16 protein-coding genes are annotated in these 17,722 nt (G+C 71.8%); 8 read left to right on the forward strand and 8 right to left on the reverse strand.

The window, feature by feature from the left end; all coding sequences use genetic code 11:
- Positions 1 to 93: 93 nt before the first annotated feature.
- From ACK1X7_RS13195 to ACK1X7_RS13220, 6 genes are all read left to right on the forward strand, one after another.
- Positions 94 to 996, forward strand: a complete 903-nt coding sequence (locus tag ACK1X7_RS13195) for a hypothetical protein (RefSeq protein WP_413115117.1) — start codon at positions 94 to 96, stop codon at positions 994 to 996.
- 101 nt (positions 997 to 1,097) lie between these two features.
- Positions 1,098 to 2,084: a DEDDh family exonuclease gene (locus tag ACK1X7_RS13200; RefSeq protein WP_385153476.1), complete on the forward strand. Its 987-nt coding sequence runs from the start codon at positions 1,098 to 1,100 to the stop codon at positions 2,082 to 2,084.
- Between the two features lie 63 nt (positions 2,085 to 2,147).
- Positions 2,148 to 2,381, forward strand: coding sequence for a hypothetical protein (locus ACK1X7_RS13205; protein ID WP_216341901.1), 234 nt, complete (start codon positions 2,148 to 2,150; stop codon positions 2,379 to 2,381).
- A gap of 78 nt (positions 2,382 to 2,459) precedes the next feature.
- Positions 2,460 to 3,269 carry an SURF1 family protein gene (locus tag ACK1X7_RS13210; protein WP_385153473.1) on the forward strand — a complete coding sequence of 270 codons (810 nt, stop codon included), beginning with the start codon at positions 2,460 to 2,462 and terminating at the stop codon, positions 3,267 to 3,269.
- Between the two features lie 47 nt (positions 3,270 to 3,316).
- A complete protein-coding gene (locus ACK1X7_RS13215; protein ID WP_385153470.1) occupies positions 3,317 to 5,098 on the forward strand; it encodes a glycoside hydrolase family 15 protein in 1,782 nt (593 codons plus the stop codon).
- Between the two features lie 4 nt (positions 5,099 to 5,102).
- Positions 5,103 to 5,858 carry an SDR family oxidoreductase gene (locus tag ACK1X7_RS13220; RefSeq protein WP_216341904.1) on the forward strand — a complete coding sequence of 252 codons (756 nt, stop codon included), beginning with the start codon at positions 5,103 to 5,105 and terminating at the stop codon, positions 5,856 to 5,858.
- A 474-nt stretch (positions 5,859 to 6,332) separates the two neighbouring features.
- Here the strand turns inward: ACK1X7_RS13220 and amaP are convergent, their stop codons facing one another.
- The 5 genes from amaP to ACK1X7_RS13245 form a co-directional block, all read right to left on the reverse strand.
- Positions 6,333 to 6,887, reverse strand: coding sequence for an alkaline shock response membrane anchor protein AmaP (amaP, locus tag ACK1X7_RS13225; protein ID WP_361498990.1), 555 nt, complete (start codon positions 6,885 to 6,887; stop codon positions 6,333 to 6,335).
- Positions 6,888 to 6,894: 7 nt separating this feature from the next.
- On the reverse strand, positions 6,895 to 7,611 hold the full coding sequence (locus tag ACK1X7_RS13230) for a DUF6286 domain-containing protein (RefSeq protein ID WP_413115118.1): 717 nt from the start codon (positions 7,609 to 7,611) through the stop codon (positions 6,895 to 6,897).
- Positions 7,608 to 8,030, reverse strand: a complete 423-nt coding sequence (locus ACK1X7_RS13235; RefSeq protein WP_398159278.1) for an Asp23/Gls24 family envelope stress response protein — start codon at positions 8,028 to 8,030, stop codon at positions 7,608 to 7,610. Before ACK1X7_RS13235 ends, ACK1X7_RS13230 begins: the two co-directional genes overlap by 4 nt.
- Before the next feature lie 99 nt (positions 8,031 to 8,129).
- Positions 8,130 to 8,324, reverse strand: coding sequence for a hypothetical protein (locus ACK1X7_RS13240; protein ID WP_078640735.1), 195 nt, complete (start codon positions 8,322 to 8,324; stop codon positions 8,130 to 8,132).
- Between the two features lie 41 nt (positions 8,325 to 8,365).
- Positions 8,366 to 8,884 carry an Asp23/Gls24 family envelope stress response protein gene (locus ACK1X7_RS13245; protein WP_390793015.1) on the reverse strand — a complete coding sequence of 173 codons (519 nt, stop codon included), beginning with the start codon at positions 8,882 to 8,884 and terminating at the stop codon, positions 8,366 to 8,368.
- A gap of 190 nt (positions 8,885 to 9,074) precedes the next feature.
- On the opposite strand from ACK1X7_RS13245, the gene ACK1X7_RS13250 reads away from it, so the two are divergent.
- Positions 9,075 to 9,821, forward strand: coding sequence for a nucleopolyhedrovirus P10 family protein (locus tag ACK1X7_RS13250; RefSeq protein WP_385157022.1), 747 nt, complete (start codon positions 9,075 to 9,077; stop codon positions 9,819 to 9,821).
- A gap of 45 nt (positions 9,822 to 9,866) precedes the next feature.
- On the opposite strand, the gene ACK1X7_RS13255 is transcribed toward ACK1X7_RS13250, so the two are convergent.
- Entirely contained in the window at positions 9,867 to 10,358 is a 492-nt protein-coding gene (locus ACK1X7_RS13255) for a response regulator (RefSeq protein ID WP_385157019.1), read from the reverse strand.
- Entirely contained in the window at positions 10,358 to 14,887 is a 4,530-nt protein-coding gene (locus ACK1X7_RS13260) for a HAMP domain-containing protein (protein ID WP_413115119.1), read from the reverse strand. Before ACK1X7_RS13260 ends, ACK1X7_RS13255 begins: the two co-directional genes overlap by 1 nt.
- A gap of 92 nt (positions 14,888 to 14,979) precedes the next feature.
- On the opposite strand from ACK1X7_RS13260, the gene ACK1X7_RS13265 reads away from it, so the two are divergent.
- A complete protein-coding gene (locus tag ACK1X7_RS13265) occupies positions 14,980 to 16,851 on the forward strand; it encodes a SpoIIE family protein phosphatase (protein WP_385146208.1) in 1,872 nt (623 codons plus the stop codon).
- A gap of 72 nt (positions 16,852 to 16,923) precedes the next feature.
- Here ACK1X7_RS13265 and ACK1X7_RS13270 read toward each other — a convergent pair whose 3' ends face one another.
- The gene (locus tag ACK1X7_RS13270; protein ID WP_216341919.1) at positions 16,924 to 17,703 is read right to left on the reverse strand and encodes an enoyl-CoA hydratase/isomerase family protein; all 780 of its coding nucleotides are present in this window, start codon (positions 17,701 to 17,703) and stop codon (positions 16,924 to 16,926) included.
- Between the last annotated feature and the right edge of the window lie 19 nt (positions 17,704 to 17,722).

A 17,722-nucleotide genomic window follows, 5' to 3' on the forward strand; every position in this document is an offset into this window, starting at 1 on the left:
CCGCCGCTAGGGGTAGTTACCAACAAGTATGGTAGATGGAATGTCAACAACAGGGGTCGCCCAGGGGCGCATGGCCGATTAAGCTCCCCGCCTGTGCGCAGAGCCAGAGAACGGTTCCGGACCGGCGGCATAGCCCTCGCCTGCTTGCTGTCGGCGCTCACCACGGGGTGTTCCTCCGGGCCGGGCGGCGATGACTCCCCCTCACCCCTGATGGCCGCGGTGGGCCATATCTCGGTCGCGGGCGCGACGGGGGCCCAGGTCTCCTATCTCGACGCCGACCGGGTGCGCTCCCTGGAGAAGGGCGACTCGCAGCGGTTCCGCACGGTCGGCCAGGCGGGCAGCCCACTGCTGAGCGGCTACCGCTTCAACGCCCATGCCTACGGGCTCGATCCGGCCATGATCGACACCGATGTCACCAATGGCTACGCCGGGCACTGGGACGGCTCCTTCGACGCGGACGGCATCACCGCCAAGATCAAGACGGGCGGATTCACCCGGAGCACCTGGCACGGTGAGACCATCTGGAAGAAGGAGGGCATCACCCTTCGGATCGCCCAGGACGAGATCTCCTTCGGCTTCGCCGGCAAGGACCTGTCCACGGTGCGCCCGGCCAAGGGCAAGTCCCTGGCGGACGACCCGGATTACCGGGCCCTGGACCGCTGCCTGGGCGATGCCTACCGGGTCGACTTCGGCGGGAAGAACGCCAAGGGCGCGGTGCGCCTGTCGGCCACCGGACAGCTCGCGAAGTCCGCGACGGAGACATCCGGGGTCATCTGCGCCCTCACCGACGGCAAACGGACCGCGGAGCGCGCCGCCGACCGGCTGAAGTCGGTCATCGAGCAGCGGGCCCCGCGCTTCGACGGCGCCAAGGTGACCGTTCTCACCGGGGATTCGCCCGGGGTGAAGGTCACGGTGCCCGACCGCCCGGGGGACAAGCGCGCCGGCCGCATCCTCACCAGCAATATCGATCTGCAACTGGCCCTGTCCGAGCTCTGACCCGCCGCCCGGCCCCGACGCCCCGTCAACCCCGGGGCCCCACCTGCCCCGACCGGCCCGCCGGTCAGGGTTGTCGGCGGCGGCCCGTATCCTCATTGACCATGCTCGAAGACCCCACGACAGCCGCACCGCACCCCGCACCGCCGTCCTCCTGGCCGGCCACCTATCCGCAGGGTTACGCGGTCGTCGACGTGGAGACCACCGGCCTGGCCCGCGACGACCGGATCGTCTCCGCGGCGGTCTATCAGCTCGACGCCCGGGGCACGGTGCAGGACCACTGGTACACCCTGGTCAATCCGCAGCGCGACCCCGGCCCGGTGTGGATCCACGGCCTCACCGAGGAGGTGCTCGAGGGCGCCCCGCGCTTCCCCGAGATCGCCGGGGAGCTGGCCGAGCGCCTGGCCGACCGCGTCCTGGTCGCGCACAACGCCGCCTTCGACTGGTCGATGCTCGCCCGGGAGTACGCCCGCTCCAAGAGCGCCGCGCCCGTGCGGCAGCGGCTGTGCACCATCGCCCTCTCCAAAGAGCTGGGCCTGCCGCTGCCCAACCACAAGCTGGAGACCCTCGCCGCGCACTACGGAGTGGTCCAGCGCCGCGCCCACCACGCCCTGGACGACGCGCGGGTGCTCGCCGAGACCTTCCGGCCCAGCCTCCACCGGGCCGCCGAGACCGGGCTGCGGCTGCCGCTGCTGGCCTGCCAGCCGCTCACCGAGTGGTCCGACGGCCCGGCGATCGGCCGCCAGCGCTCGTACCGGCAGACCTGGCGCCCCAGCCGCAAGCGCCCCGCCTGCCCCTACCCCAACCCCGGGCGGTACGAGCCGGGCGGGCAGTTGGTCCAGGGCATGCGGGTGGCGTTCTCCGGGGACACCTCCGTCGACCGCGAGCTGCTGGAGGACCGGGCGATCGAGGCCGGGCTGCACGTGGCCACCAGCGTCTCCCGGCTCACCAGCGTGCTGGTCACCAATGACCCCGACTCGCCCACGTCCAAGACCGCCAAGGCCCGCTCCTTCGGCACGCCCGTGATCGACGAGGCGGCCTTCATGCAGCTCCTCCAGGACGTCACCCCAGCGCCGCCGACAAACAGGTGAAGTCGGCGCGACGCGCCCGGCCGCCGCTCGCCCGCCACCGCGCGGGCCCGCACGCTGAGGCGCATGGCACGTTGTGAGGTATGCGGAAACGATTACCGGATGACATTCGAGGTGCACGCGCAGGGCAATGTGCACGTCTTCGACTGTTTCCAGTGCGCCATCCACCGCATGGCGCCCACCTGTGAGCACTGCAACGCCCCGATCATCGGGCAGGGCGTGGAGGCGGACGGCCAGTTCTTCTGCTGTGCGCACTGCGCCCGGGCGGAAGGGAAGGTGGGCATCGTCGACCATGTGTGAACCCGGCCACCTGCGTGGATTGTGCCTGGGCCGCCCCCAGCGGCCGAGGGACAATCCACGCCGAGTAGGGTCAACCATGTGTACCGCTTCCTGTTGACCCGGCAGTGGGTGATCCTCACACTTATCGCCCTGGCGCTGATCCCGACGATGATCAGGCTGGGCTTCTGGCAGTTGCACCGCCATGAGCACCGGGTCGCGCAGAACCAGCTCATCGGGGACAGCCTCGCCGCCCCCGCCGTGGCCGTCGACAAGCTCACCTCCCCCGGCCGCACGGTGGCCCGCGACAACACCTGGCGCACGGTGACCGCCACCGGCACCTATGACACCGCCCATGAGGTCGTCGTCCGCCAGCGCACCGGCTCCGACGAGCAGTCCATCGGCTACTTCGTCCTCACCCCGCTGCTGCTCCCGGACGACCGCGCGGTCCTGGTCAACCGGGGCTGGATCCCGGCCGGTACCGACCTCACCGTCTTCCCCAAGGTCCCCGCCGCCCCCTCCGGCAAGGTCACCGTCACCGGCCGGCTGATGCCCGACGAGACCACCGGCAACAGCGGCATCAAGGACAAGCAGGGGCTGCCGCCCCGCCAGGTCTCGCTGATCAACAGCGAGCAGCGGGCGAAGTCGCTGTCCCGGCCCGTCCTCGGCGGCTATATCGAGCTCACCTCGTCCTCCCCCAAGGGCGACAAGCAGCCCCAGCCGGTCCCCGCGCCCAACCACAGCGACATCGGCCCGCATATGGCGTACGCCGTCCAGTGGTGGCTGTTCTCCGCCGGTGTGCCCATCGGCTGGGTCGTCCTGGCCCGCCGCGAGCGCCGGGACCGCGTCGCCGAGGCCGCCAAGGCTGCGGCCACCCCGGAGAAGGTCCCCGCCGCGGCCACGGCGGAGTGAGCGCCGTCCGGGCCTAGGATCGGCCTTCCGGGGGAAGGCGCCCGGACATGGCCCAGCACATCGACGACTACGCCCTCATCGGTGACCACCAGACGGCGGCCCTGATCAGCCGCCATGGCTCGATCGACTGGCTGTGTCTGCCCCGCTTCGACTCACCGGCCTGCTTCGCCGCGCTCCTCGGCGGCCCTGACAACGGCCACTGGCGGCTCGCCCCCAAGGACGCGGGCGCCTGCACCCGCCGCGGCTACCTCGACGACTCCCTCGTCCTGGAGTCGGTCTGGGAGACGGAGACCGGCACGGTCAAGGTCATCGACTTCATGCCGCAGCGCGATCGCGCCCCCGATGTCGTCCGTATCGTCGAGGGCGTCTCCGGCAGCGTCGAGATGCTCGGCGTCCTCCGGCTGCGCTTCGACTACGGCCGGATCGTCCCCTGGATGCGCCGCACCGACGGCCACCGGATCGCGGTCGCCGGACCGGACTCCGTATGGCTGCGCTCGGAACCCGAGGTCCACACCTACGGCAAGGACTTCAGCACCCGCTCCGAGTTCACCGTCTCGGCCGGGGACCGGGTGGCCTTCGTCCTCACCTGGCACCCCTCGCACGAGCCCCGCCCCCGGCTCATCGACCCGTACGACGCCCTCCGCTCCAGCCTCGCGGACTGGCGCGACTGGGCCGCCCGCTGCCGCTACCGGGGCCCGCACCGGGACGCCGTCATCCGCTCCCTGATCACCCTCAAGGCGCTCACCTACGCCCCGAGCGGCGGTATCGTCGCGGCCCCCACCACCTCGCTGCCCGAACGGCTCGGCGGGGTCCGCAACTGGGACTACCGCTACTGCTGGCTGCGCGACTCCACCCTCACCCTCAACGCCCTGCTCCGCGCCGGCTACCACGAGGAGGCCGCCGCCTGGCGCGACTGGCTGCTGCGCGCGATCGCCGGCGACCCGGCCGAGCTCCAGATCATGTACGGCCTCGGGGGCGAGCGCCGGCTCCATGAGCATGAGCTGCCCTGGCTGGAGGGGTACGAGCACTCCACCCCCGTCCGGGTCGGCAACGGCGCGGTCGGCCAGCGCCAGCTCGATGTCTACGGCGAGGTGCTCGACACCCTCCACCTCGCCCGCGCCGCCGGGCTGCCCGCAGAACCGCACGCCTGGAAGATCCAGACCGCGCTCATGGACTTCCTGGAATCCGCCTGGCGCGACCCCGACGAGGGGCTGTGGGAGGTCCGCGGACCTCGCCGCCACTTCGTCCACTCCAAGGTCATGGCCTGGGTGGCCGCCGACCGCGCCGTCCGCGCCATGGAGGCCGCCCCCGAGCTGAGCGGCGACGCGAACCGCTGGCGCGCCATGCGCGACGCCGTCCACCGCGAGGTCTGCGAAAAGGGCTACGACCCCGAGCGGTCCACCTTCACCCAGTCCTACGGCTCCCCCGAGCTGGACGCCGCGACCCTGCTCATCCCCCGCGTCGGCTTCCTCCCCGCCACCGACCCCCGCGTCATCGGCACCATCGACGCGGTCCGCCGCGAGCTCAGCGAGGACGGCCTGATCCGCCGCTACACCGCCGCCGACGGCATGGACGGCCTCCCCGGCTCCGAGGGCGCCTTCCTCGCCTGCTCCTTCTGGCTCGCCGACGCCCTCCACCTGGCCGGCCGCCACAAGGACGCCCGCGCCCTCTTCGAACGCCTCCTCGCGCTGCGCAACGACGTCGGGCTGCTCGCCGAGGAGTACGACCCGGCGACCGGCCGGCAGCTCGGCAACTTCCCCCAGGCGTTCAGCCATATCGGCCTCGTGGGGACCGCCCTCACCCTCGCGGAGCGGCCCAGGGCAGACTGAGTCCATGGATCTTGGACTCAAAGACCGGGTGTACATCGTCACCGGAGCCACCCGCGGGCTGGGCCTCGCCGCCGCCCGTGAGCTGATCGCCGACGGTGCGAAGGCCGTCATCACCGGCCGCGACGCCGATACGGCGGCCGCCGTCGCCGCCGACCTCGGCCCGAACGCGGTCGGCGTCGCCGCCGACAACTCCGACCCCGAGACCGCGGCCCGGCTCATCGCCACCGCCCGCGAGCGCTTCGGCGGCTTCGACGGCGTCCTCATCAGCGTCGGCGGCCCGCCGGCCGGGCTGACGGCCGACATCACCGACGCCCAGTGGCAGGCCGCCTTCGACTCCGTCTTCCTCGGCGCCGTCCGCTTCGCCCGTACGGCCGCCGAGCAGCTCCCCTCCGGCGGCGTGATCGGCTTCGTCCTCTCCGGCTCCGTCCGCGAACCGATCCCCGGCCTCACCGTCTCCAACGGCCTGCGGCCCGGCCTCGCCGGTTTCGCCAAGTCCCTCTCCCTCGAGGTCGGCCCCCGCGGCATCCGCGTCGTGGGCCTCCTCCCGGCCCGCATCGACACCGACCGCGTCCGCGAACTCGACGCCCTCTCCGGCGACGCGGATGCCTCGCGGGAGCGGAACGCGGCGGCGATTCCGCTGCGGCGGTATGGGACGCCCTCGGAATTCGGCAAGGCCGCGGCCTTTCTGCTGTCGCCTGCGGCGTCGTATCTCACCGGGCTGATGTTGCCGGTGGATGGTGGGGCCCTGCACAACTTCTGAGCTTGGGCTTGGGGGTGCCTCCGGCGGCGGCTCCGCGCAATACCAATGTGCGGCTGCCCCGCGCGGGGTGGGGCTCCGCCCCGGACCTGGGCCCGGACCGTGGGCGCCTCCGGCGGAAGGTCCCCCACCCCGCCCCTTCCCGAAACCATGGGGCTCCGCCCCCTGGACCCCCGCCGGGGCTCCGCCCCGGACCCCGCTCCTCAAACGCCGGAGAGGCTGAATTCACACCACCGGCGCGCGGACGCCGACGAGACGGGAGGGGGCGGGGTCGCAGGGGTGGTGTCCTGGACGCTTACGTGTATTTGTGGCGCCAATCCCCGACCAACACAACGCCCCCGGCCAACGGCGCCGTAAATATACGGTCCAGGGCGCCGCCCCGGAGGCCCCGCACCCGGCACCCACCACGAACAGCAGGCACCACCCACGCACCGCACCCAGCGGAACGCGCACCCGCACCCAGCGGAACCCGCAGACCTACCGCGCCCGTTCCGCCCCGTGTCGGGCCACCCTCAGGCGGACCTCCGCCGGGAGTTGGTCCAGGCCCGCCGAGGTCCGGGCGCGCTCCAGGGCCTCCGCCCGTAGCGCTTCCAGTGTCAGCGTCGGTTCGGCACGCGGCTCCAGTACCAGGCCCATCCGGGCCTCCGGCGTGGTCCGTCGGCCCCGTAGCAGGACGTGGGCCCGCTCCACGCCGTCCAGCGACTCCGCGTCCGCCAGGAGCGCCGCCTCCAGGGCCCGACCCCGCAGCAGGGCGCCCTCGCCGTCGCCCGTCTCCACCAGCACCTCCTGAAGCCGACGCCGCCGCAACTGCACCAGGAACCAGCACAGCGCGAGCACGAACAGCACCGCCAGCGCCGCGATGACGGCCGGCCACCACCATCCGGCGTCCCGCCACCGCGTCCGATCCGCCCGGCTCAGCAGCACATCGCCCCGCCCGTCGAACGGCGGCCACCCGGCCAGGATCACCGCGCCCACCCCGGCCAGCACCAGCCCCACGACCCCCAGCAGCACCCGGTTGACGACCCTCAGCATGGCGCGCTCACCCCTTCGACTTCGCCGACCGCCGGACACGGACGGACAGGGCGGGCCGCCGGGCCAGGCCCAGTTGCCGGATGCCCTCGTGGAGGGCGGCGTCCAGATCCGCCCGTACCTCGTCGAGGTCACGGAAGTGGGCCAGCGCACGGGCCCTGACCCGCCGACGGCCGACGTCCACGCGGGCGGACCGCACACCGGGCACCTCCATCGCCCGGTCGCGCAGCACCAGCCCAGCCGAGGTCCGGTCGATCCCGGCCCGTACGGCGCCCCCGGTCCCGGCGCCCGCCTCCACGCCCTTCCCCGGCCCCGCCCCCACCTCCGCCTCAGCCCCAGTCCCCGTCCCCGTCCCCGGCGGCCGCATCGGGAGCAGCCCACGCAGCCCCGGCGCCAACGCGAGGACCACCATCAACACCCCCAGCGCGGCCAACGCCGCCGCCCCGCCCATGATCCACGCGTCGTCCAGCGGCCGTGAAGCGAGTTCATCGGCGAGCCATTCCCGCCATCGCATGGCGGGCCGACCCGAGCGCACGGCCGCCACGTCGTACAGCAGCAGCCCGCTGACGGCGGCGATGACCAGGGCGACGATCCCGGCCGGTACCCGCCGTACGGACCAGAAGCGCCTCATCCGCACGGGCGGATCGCCGTCCCGGGCGCCGGTCCCCGCCCTCCCGCCGTACGCCGACGCCGAGGTGGACTGACGCATCTTCTGGTCCGCGTTCATCGCACCCTGTCCCTCCCCCGACGCACCCTCCGCTCCGGGTGCTCCCACTGCGGCACATGCAGTCGTTCGACGGTCACCACGACCTCGGGCACCTCCATGCCCGTCAACTCGCCTACCCGTTCGATCACATGACGACGCACCGCACCGCAGTGCGCGCCGATGTCCGAGGGATAGCCCAGCTCGACGGCGACCCGGACGCGCGCGACGTCCCCGCGCACCACGGCGACCGCGTGCGGCGGCGCGGCGGCGGCATCGGCAAGGCCGACGTCCGCGGTATCGACGACGTCCGCTACTTCCGCAGCGGCGTCCGCCGCGCCGGCCCCGTCCACCCGCAACGCCTCCCGCGCCGCCTGCGAGGCGATCTTCGCGACGACCCGGTCCGCGATCCGCGTCGCACCCCGCTCACCCGGCTCGACCACGGCGCGTCCTTACTGTCGTCATGGCCCCCGCCATCGCCACAGCCCCTGCCGTCGTCTTCACACCTGCCGTCGTCTTCACACCTGCCGTCGTCGAAGTGTTCACCGTGGCCGTCCGTCATCACGGCCACGGGAACGGAAGAAGTCGCCCGGTTCCAGATCACCGTCCAGGAATCGGCCGACGATAAACCCGACGGCGCCCAACGCCGCCACCAGCAGAAAGGCCCCGAAACCACCGAAGTAACCGGCGAAAGCCAGCGCCATCCCCGCGATCATCCCGACCACGGCCATGCTCATCGTGTGCTCCCCTGCTGGAGCCAACCGGAACCGCTGCCGGCCTACTGGAGCCGCGGCTCCGGCGCTTCCTCTTCCTCGTCCGGCAACTTCACATCGCTGACCGCGATATTGACCTCGACCACCTCGAGGCCGGTCATCCGCTCGACCGCCGCGATCACGTTCTCCCGCACGGCCCGTGCGACATCGGCGATGGAGACGCCGTAGTCCACCACGATCTCCAGGTCGAGGGCCGTCTGTACCTCTCCCACCTCCGCCTTCACCCCACGGGCGACCGACCGGCCGCCGGGCACCCGGTCCCGTACGACTCCGAAGGTTCGCGCGAGGCCGCCGCCCATCGCATGGACGCCGACCACATCGCGGGCCGCCATCCCCGCGATCTTCTCGACGACGCCATCGGCGATGGTGGTGCGCCCCCGCGAGCCGGGGTCGCCTCCGCCGCGCCGGGGCCGGTCGGTGGCGGCCGGGGCGATGCCGCCCCTGGCGCCCAGGGTCCTCGGGGTGCCCGCGGCGGGCTCCGTCGCGGGGTTCTCGGGTCGGTTCCGTGGTGCGGTCTCGGACATCACCGATCGTCCCTTCCGAGGCGAAGAGCGGTCGAAGAGGTTTCCGCTCGCTCTACCGCCAACCTTAAAGGGGCCTTCCCCGAACCGCTTCGGAGATGCGGCACTCGCGCGATCGATGCGGCAGGCTGAAAGCACACGGCAGGCCGAGACCAGCAGGGCTCGGTCCCGTCCGGCGCCAAGGGGTGACACGGTGGTCACAGACCGGCTCGCGCAGACCGTGAGGGAGCAGCTTCGGCTCGGACGGCTGCTGCCCCTGGGCAGGCGGGAGGACGGCTCCTGGATCACCGAACACGCGGCGGGCGAGGTGCTCCGGCGGGCCGCCGACCAGGTCCCCGACGTACACCTGGGAGCGCTCCGGATCGCGCCCGCCGACCCCGACACCGCCGCGACGCCCGCGGTACCGCCCCCGCCGAGCGCGCTGCCGCCGGGGACGCTGCGCATCGCGGCGGAGTGCGGGGCGACGCTGGAGGAACCGCTTCCGGTGACGGCGGACCGGCTGCGCGACGTACTCCTCGACACGGCGACGGACCGGCTGGGCCTCCTGGTGGAGGCGGTGGACGTACGGGTGACGGACGTGCTGGACGAACTCCCGGCCCCGCCCCCGGCTCCCGCGGCCCCGCGGCCCCAAAACCAGCCCCAACCACCACCACGGCCGCCGTCGGCCGAACGCCCCGACCCGGACCCCGCCGCCGCGGCCGCCCGCGCCGCCGCGACCGCCGCATCCGTGCCCGGCGTCGCCCGGCTCGCGTCGGTGCTGGGATCGCCCCGGCCCGTGCGGATCGAGGGCTCGCACATCCGGATCGAGCTGGCGGTGGCGGCCGATCACCGCGCCGTGGATGTGGCGCGGGCGGTGCGAACGGCGGTGGCACAGAGCACCCCGGCCCCCGGGGACCAGCCGCCCACGGTGGCCGTCCTGGTCACCGCCGTGGATCCCTGACCACAGCCCTGGCCGGCGACCGTCGCCGCGAGCCGAACCGGCCGATCAACCCTCGGCGCTGTACTTCCGCAGCCCCTCGACCGTGCGCTCCAGCTCCGCGACCCGGTCGGCCAACTGCTCGGTCCGCGCCTCGAGCCGGCAGTTCTTGCGGTGCATCTCCAGGAACACATTGACCTTCGTCCGCAGCAGCCAGGGGTCGAAGGGTTTGGTGAGGAAGTCGGCGGCGCCGATCGCATAGCCCCGGTAGGCGTAGTCGGAGTCGGCGTCGGTCCCGGTCAGCAGGATGATCGGGACGTCCTTGGTCTGGTCGAGCCGCTTGATGTTGGCGGCGGTCTCGAAGCCGTCCATGCCAGGCATCAGCACATCCAGCAGAACGACGGCGAAGTCCTGCCGCAGCATCGCCTTCAGCGCCTCCTCGCCGGAGCGGGCGCGGACGAGCTGCTGATCGAGCGGGCCGAGGACGGCCTCCAGCGCGATCAGGTTCTCTTCCATGTCGTCGACGATGAGGATTCCGGCCTTATCGCATGCGGTCGTCATCACTCCCCCTGCCTCGGCCTCGGCGGACCGGTCTCGTCGGGCGCGCTCCCCTCCCGGCCGGCGCCCTCACCGTCGTCCGCGCCGCCATCCTCGACACCGCCCGGCACACCGAGCGACGCGTCGTCGAAGGCGTCACCACCAGACCCAACGGCGTCACCAGACCCAACGGCGTCACCAGACCCAACGACGTCACCAGACCCAACGACGTCACCGCCAACCACAGCAGCGTCATCACCAGCCAGGGCAGCATCATCACCAGCCCCGGCAGCGTCACCACCAGCCAGGGCAGCGTCATCACCCGACGCGTCAGCGTCCCCGCTCCCCGCCTCCCCCACCGGATCGAGCACCTCGATGATCGCCGACATCAGCCGGTCGACGTCCACGGGCTTGGGGACATAGCCGTTCGCGCCGCTGTCGATGGCCTTCTCCCGGTCGCCGGGCATGACCTTCGCGGTCAGGGCAAGGATCGGCACATCGGCGAGCCGGGGTGTGCTGCGGATGGCCCGGATCGTCTCGTACCCATCCATCTCGGGCATCATCACGTCCATCAGGACCAGCGAGACATCGGGGTTGCGGTGGAGTACCTCCAGCCCCTCGCGGCCGTTCTCCGCGTACTTCACCGTCATGCCGACCCGGCCCAGCACATGGGTGAGCGCGAAGACGTTCCGTATGTCGTCGTCGACGATCAGGATGCGGCGGCCGTCCAGCACCCGGCCGGGGCGTCCGCGCTGCCACTCCTTGAGCTGGGTGGCCCCCGGCCAGCCGTCGTCGTGGTCCTCGGCTTCGTCTCCGTCCTCGGTCTCGGCCCCGCCGCTCAGGGCCCGGGCGGCGACCAGGCTGTCCGCCGCGCCGAAGACCCCGCTGGGGGCGTGGTCGGTGGTGTCCGGCAGCGCCTCGTCCGGGGCGGGGGCCGCCGCCGGGACGGTGGAGCCGGTGGCCCTGGGGTCCGAGGGGTCGGGCGCCGGGGCGACGCCGCTGTAGTGCACGGGGACGTAGAGGGTGAAGCGGGAGCCGACGCCCAGTTCGCTCTCGGCCACGATCCGGCCGCCGAGCATTCCGGCGATCTCCCGGCTGATGGACAGGCCGAGGCCGGTGCCGCCGTATTTGCGGCTGGTCGTGCCGTCGGACTGCTGGAACGCCTCGAAGATCACCGGCAGCTTCTCCGGCGGGATGCCGATACCGGTGTCGGTGACGGCGAAGGCGATCACGGCGTCCGCGGACCGCAGCGCCTCCTCCTCGAACTGCGCTCCCGGGGTGCGCTCGACGCGCAGCGTCACCCCGCCCGAGGAGGTGAACTTCAGGGCGTTGGAGAGCAGATTGCGCAGAATCTGCTGGAGCCGCTGCTCATCGGAGAACATCTCGCGCGGTACGTCCTCGCCGACGGCGATCTCGAACGACAGCCCCCGGTCGACGGCCAGCGGCCGGAACGTGGCGTTCACATAGTCCAGGATCTTGACCAGCGGCAGCTTCCTCGGCCGGACGTCCATCCGGCCCGCCTCGATCTTCGACAGATCCAGGACATCGTTGATCAGTTGGAGCAGATCGGAGCCGGAGCGGTGGATGGTGGCGGCGAACTGCACCTCCTGGGGGGACAGCCGCCCTTCGGGGTTGTCGGCGAGCAGCCGGGCCAGGATGAGCAGCGAGTTCAGCGGGGTGCGCAGCTCATGCGACATATTGGCGAGGAACTCGGACTTGTACTGGGAGGCGGTCGCCAGCAGCGCGGCCTTCTCCTCCATCTCCGCGTTGGAGCGCTGGAGCTCGTTCGAGCGCTGGCGCAGCTCGGTGGTGAGCCGCTGGGACTCGGAGAGCAGCGACTCGGTGCGGGCGTTGGCGATGATGGTGTTGATCGAGACGCCGATGGTGTTCACGAACTGGTCGACGAAGGCGAGGTGGACCTCGCTGAACCGGCTGAACGAGGCCAGTTCGATCACTCCGAGCACCTGGTCCTCGTAGAGGATCGGCAGGATGACCACGCTGGCCGGGAGCGCCGAGCCCAGCCCGGAGTTGATGGCAAGGTAGTCGGGCGGGACGTCGTTGATGAGGATCCGCTTCTTCCCCACCGCCGCCTGGGCGACCAGCCCGCGGCCCGGTGGGCCGGTCCGCGGGGTCTGGCCGTCGCCCCCGACCGCGTCCTGATCGGTGCCGTATCCGGCGATGAGCTCGAGCCCCTCACCGGGCTTGGCACCGGCCGCGCTCAGGAAGAACGCCCCGAACTGCGCGTTGACCAGCGGGGTCAGCTCGCTCAGGATCAGATCGGCGACCTCGACCAGATCGCGGTGGCCCTGCATCAGGGAGGCGATACGGGCCAGGTTGGACTCCAGCCAGTCCTTGGCGCGGGTGGTCTCGCGGAGGTTGGCGACCATCAGGTTGACGTTGTTCTTCAGCTCGGCGACCTCGCCCTGCGCCTCGACCGAGATGGAACCGGACATATCGCCCTGGGCGACGGCGGAGGCGACCTCGGCGATCGCGCGCACCTGGGTGGTGAGGTTGAGGGCGAGCTCGTTGACGCCGGTGGTCAGCCGCTTCCAGGTGCCGTAGACGCCCTCGACCCGGGCCTGGCCGCCCAGTCGGCCCTCGCTGCCGACCTCGCGGGCCACCCGGGTCACCTCGTCGGAGAACGAGGAGAGCGTGTCGACCATGGTGTTGATGGTGGTCTTCAGCTCGAGGATCTCGCCGCGCGCGTCCACGTCGATCTTCTTGCTCAGATCGCCCTCGGCCACGGCGGTGGCGACCTGGGCGATATTGCGGACCTGCGAGGTCAGGTTGGACGCCATGAAGTTGACGTTGTCCGTGAGGTCCTTCCAGACCCCGGAGACGCCCGGCACTCCGGCCCGGCCGCCGAGCTGACCCTCGGTGCCCACCTCGCGCGCCACCCGGGTCACCTCGTCGGCGAACGAGCGCAACTGCTGGACCATGGTGTTCACGGTCTCCTTGAGCTCCAGGATCTCGCCCCGGGCATCGACCGTGATCTTCTTCGAGAGATCGCCGTTGGCGACCGCCGTGGTGACCTGGGCGATATTGCGGACCTGCGAGGTCAGGTTCAGGGCCATGGAGTTGACGTTCTCCGTAAGGTCCTTCCAGACCCCGGATACGCCCCTGACCTGGGCCTGGCCGCCGAGGTTGCCCTCGGTGCCGACCTCGCGGGCCACCCGGGTCACCTCGTCGGCGAAGGACGACAGCCGGTCCACCATGGTGTTGATCGTCGACTTCAGCTCCAGGATCTCGCCCTTCGCCTCGACCGTGATCGTCTTGCTCAGATCGCCCTCGGCCACGGCGGTGGCGACCTGGGCGATATTGCGGACCTGCGAGGTCAGGTTGTCGGCCATGAAGTTGACGTTCTCCGTAAGGTCCTTCCAGACCCCGGATACGCCCCTGACCTGGGCCCGGCCACCCAGCTCGCCCTCGGTGCCCACCTCGCGCGCCACCCGCGTCACCTCGTCGGCGAAGGCGGAGAGCTGGTCGACCATGGTGTTGATCGTCGACTTGAGCTGGAGGATCTCGCCCCTCGCATCCACGGTGATCTTCTGCGAGAGATCGCCGTTGGCGACGGCCGTGGTGACCTGGGCGATATTGCGGACCTGCGAGGTCAGGTTGGACGCCATGAAGTTGACGCTGTCCGTAAGGTCCTTCCAGACCCCGGATACGCCCCTGACCTGGGCCCGGCCACCCAGCTCGCCCTCGGTGCCCACCTCGCGCGCCACCCGCGTCACCTCGTCGGCGAACGCCCCGAGCTGGTCGACCATGGTGTTCACGGTGAGCTTCAGCTCCAGCAGCTCTCCGGTGGCCTCGACGGTCACCTGACGGGTGAGGTCACCGCGGGCGACCGCGGTGGTCACCTCGGCGATGTCGCGGACCTGCGCGGTCAGCCGGGAGGCCATGGTGTTGACGGCCTCCGTCACCATGCGCCAGTCGCCGGAGAGCCCCTGCACCTTGGCCCGGCCGCCCAGCCGGCCCTCGGTGCCGACCTCGCGGGCGATTCTGGTCAGCTCGCCGGTGAACAGCGACAACTGGTCCACCGTGCGGTTCACCCCGCGCCCCAGCCGCCGCAGATCGCCGCGGAGCTGGCGGTTGCCGTCGTGCAGATCCACCCGCTGGGTCAGATCGCCGGACGCGATCGCATCCAGCACCCACGTGGCGTTGGACACCGGGCCGACCAGGGCGTCCAACAGGTGGTTGGCCGCGTCCACGCTGGTCGTCCAGGCTCCCTGACCGGGGCTCGCGGTGATCCGCTCGTCCAGCCTGCCCTGGCGCACCACCTCTCGGCGCACCCGCTGGAGTTCTCCGGCCAGATGCGCGTTGCGCAGCACGAGCTGGTTGAAGACCCCGGCCATCTCGCCGACCACACCCTCGGCCGAGGGGTCCGCACGAACGGTGAAGTCACCGTCGCACAGTGCGTTCATCGCCGCGAGCAGGGAGCGCAGCTCGGACGTGGTCTCCGCATCGCACGCCCGGCCGGGCGGCCCAGCGGAATCCGCACTGCCCGCGGGCCGCGCCGGGGAAGTGTCAGTGGTGATCGGGTCGAGTGCCATGGCGTCGTCCCTTAAGGATCATTCAATTGCCCCTGTCTGTCATAATATGGCACCTAGATGGCCTAAACCGCCCATATCGCCTGGAGCCGCACGTGGGAGCTTTGTTTCCTCTCGCGCGTGAGTCCGTCTCACGGACGACGCTGCCCGGAAGCGTGCGCGCGCCCGGCGCAGCACGCACCTTCGTCCGTACGGCACTTACGGGACGGAGCGCCGCGGAGGCGTTCGCGCCGGTCGCCCTCGACGAGCGGTCGATCGACGACGCGGTGCTGCTGGTGAGCGAGCTGGTCACCAATGCGGTTCTGCACGCGGGCACCCGGGTCGAGGTGGTCTGCCGGATGCAGCCCGGTGACGCCACCGCCGACGAGGACGACACCATCGGGCAGCCCGATGAGCTGTCCCTACCGGCCGACGCGCCCAGGCGGCCGGGGATCGTCGTGGAAGTGGCGGACCTCCACCCCGCCAGCACCGTCTACGGAGGGCCCGAGACCCAGCGCCGGGGCCGCGGCCGCGGGCTCCAGTTGATCGGGGCGCTCGCCGAATCCTGGGGCGTGACCTATCACCGCACCCGTAAGGCGGTCTGGTTCCGGCTGGACGCCGAGCGCGCGGTGCCGGAGTCCGACGCCATCCCCACCAGCGCGCTCGGGCGTGAGCTGCGGTTCGCCGAGACCCTCGCCCCGGTGACGCCGCGCGAGCAGCGCGATCCGACCGCCGATTGGGTCGACCGCGGCGGGCCGTCCTTCCTCGCCGAGGCCAGCGAACTGCTCACCGGCCAGCTCGACGAGAACATGGTCGCCGCCCTCGCCGGGCAGCTTCTGGTGCCCCGGCTGGCCGACTGGTGCGCGGTGTGGCTGACCACCCCGAGCGGCGGGCTTCAGCTCGCCCGCGTCTGGCACAGCGATGAGCACCGTATCGACGCGCTCCGCCTGTCGCTGGAGCGGCATCCGCCGCCCACCGGGCTCGGTTCTGCGGGCACCTCCTGGCCCTGGCCCGGGATCGCGGACAGCCAGGGCGGATCGGCGGTGTGCTTCCCGCTGATCGCACACGGCCGCAGCCATGGCGCCCTGCTCATCGGCCGGGCGGGCGTGCCACGGATGGCGGAGGGCGTGGTGCGGCTCTCCGAGGACGTGGCGCGACGGGTGGCCCAGGCGGTGGCCACGGCCCGGCAGTACACCCGGCAGGCGACGATCAGCCGGGCGCTCCAGCGGCGGCAACTGCCCATGTCGCTCGCCCACATCCCGGGGGTGGACACGGCGATCGTCTACGAGCCGCACGGCGAGGGACAGACCGTCGGCGGCGACTTCTACGATCTGTTCCCCATGGGCGACCGCCGCTGGTGCTTCCTGCTGGGCGACGTCCAGGGCAGTGATCCGGAGGCGATGTCGGTCACGGGGCTGGCCCGCCATCTGGTCCGGCTGCTGGCCCGCGAGGGCCATGGTGTCGAGTCGGTGCTCAACCGGCTGAACCAGGCGCTGGTGGAGGAGGAGGCGGAGGCGACGGAGATCGACGGCGAACAGTCCCGGCCGCGGTTCCTGAGCCTGCTCTACGGGGAGCTGGAACCCGACCCGGAAGGGGGCAGCGCCCGCTGCACCCTGGCGAGCGCCGGCCATCCGCTGCCGCTGCGGCTGACCACCGACGGCACGGTGGCGCCCGCCGCCAGCCCCCAGATGCTGCTCGGTATCGACGAGAACCCGGACTTCCACGCCGACACGCTGGACCTGGCGCCCGGCGAGACGCTGCTGTGCGTCACCGACGGGGTGACCGAGCGGCGCAACGGCGTCCGTCAGCTCGATGACGACGACGGCCTCTCGGACATCCTGCGGGGCTGTGTCGGACTGGGGGCCAAGGCGGTGGCGGAGCGGGTGCGGCGCGCCACATATGACTTCAGCCCCGAGCCGATCGACGACGACCTCGCGGTGCTGGTGCTGGAGGCGGTGCCGACGGTGGAGCCGCCACAGGCGCCGTGACAGTGCGGACGCCCTTACGGCACGGGCACTGTTGACGGCACGGGCGGCCGCACCGGGAAGCGGCGGCGCCGTCTAGTCCGTCAGCCCCGCCAGGTCGCGCAGCCGACGGGCCTGGGCGGCGCGCTCGGCGACGCGCTGGTCCTCGTAGGTGCGCTCCACGGCCCCCCGCAGCAGCGCCTTGGTCTCGATCACGGCGTCGCGGGGCGCGGCGAGAAGGGCCGCCGCCAGGTCCTGGACCGCGCCGTCCAGCTCGGCGGCGGGCACCACGAGATTGGCGAGCCCGGTCCGCACGGCCTCCTCGGCATGGACGAAGCGCCCGGTCGCGCAGATCTCCAGCGCCCGGGCATATCCCACGAGGCCGACCAGCGGATGGGTGCCGGTGAGGTCCGGCACCAGCCCGAGGCTGGTCTCGCGCATGGCGAACTGTGCGTCCTCCGCGCAGACCCGCAGATCACAGGCGAGCGCGAGCTGGAAACCGGCCCCGATGGCATGACCCTGGACGGCGGCGATCGACACGATGTCGTTCCGCCGCCACCAGGTGAACGCCTCCTGGTACTCGGCGATGGCGGCGTCCAGTTCGCTGTCGGAGCCGCGCCCCAGCTCGAGGAACGACGGCTCGCCGTCGAACCCCTCGGGCGTGAACGCCTGGCGGTCCAAGCCCGCCGAGAAGGACTTGCCCTCGGCGCGCAGCACCACGATGCGCACGGTGCCCGGCACCAGCTTCCCCGCCTCGGCCAGCGCCCGCCACAGGGCGGGCGACTGGGCGTTGCGCTTCGCCGGGTTGGTCAGGGTCACCGTGGCGACCGTGTCATCGACGGTGAGCTGAACGCCGTCCTTGTCGAGCAGGGTCACAGGGGCCTCCGGTCGAGTG

It is taken from the genome of Streptomyces sp. CY-1 (genome assembly GCF_047218265.1).
Lineage (GTDB): Bacteria > Actinomycetota > Actinomycetes > Streptomycetales > Streptomycetaceae > Streptomyces > Streptomyces niphimycinicus.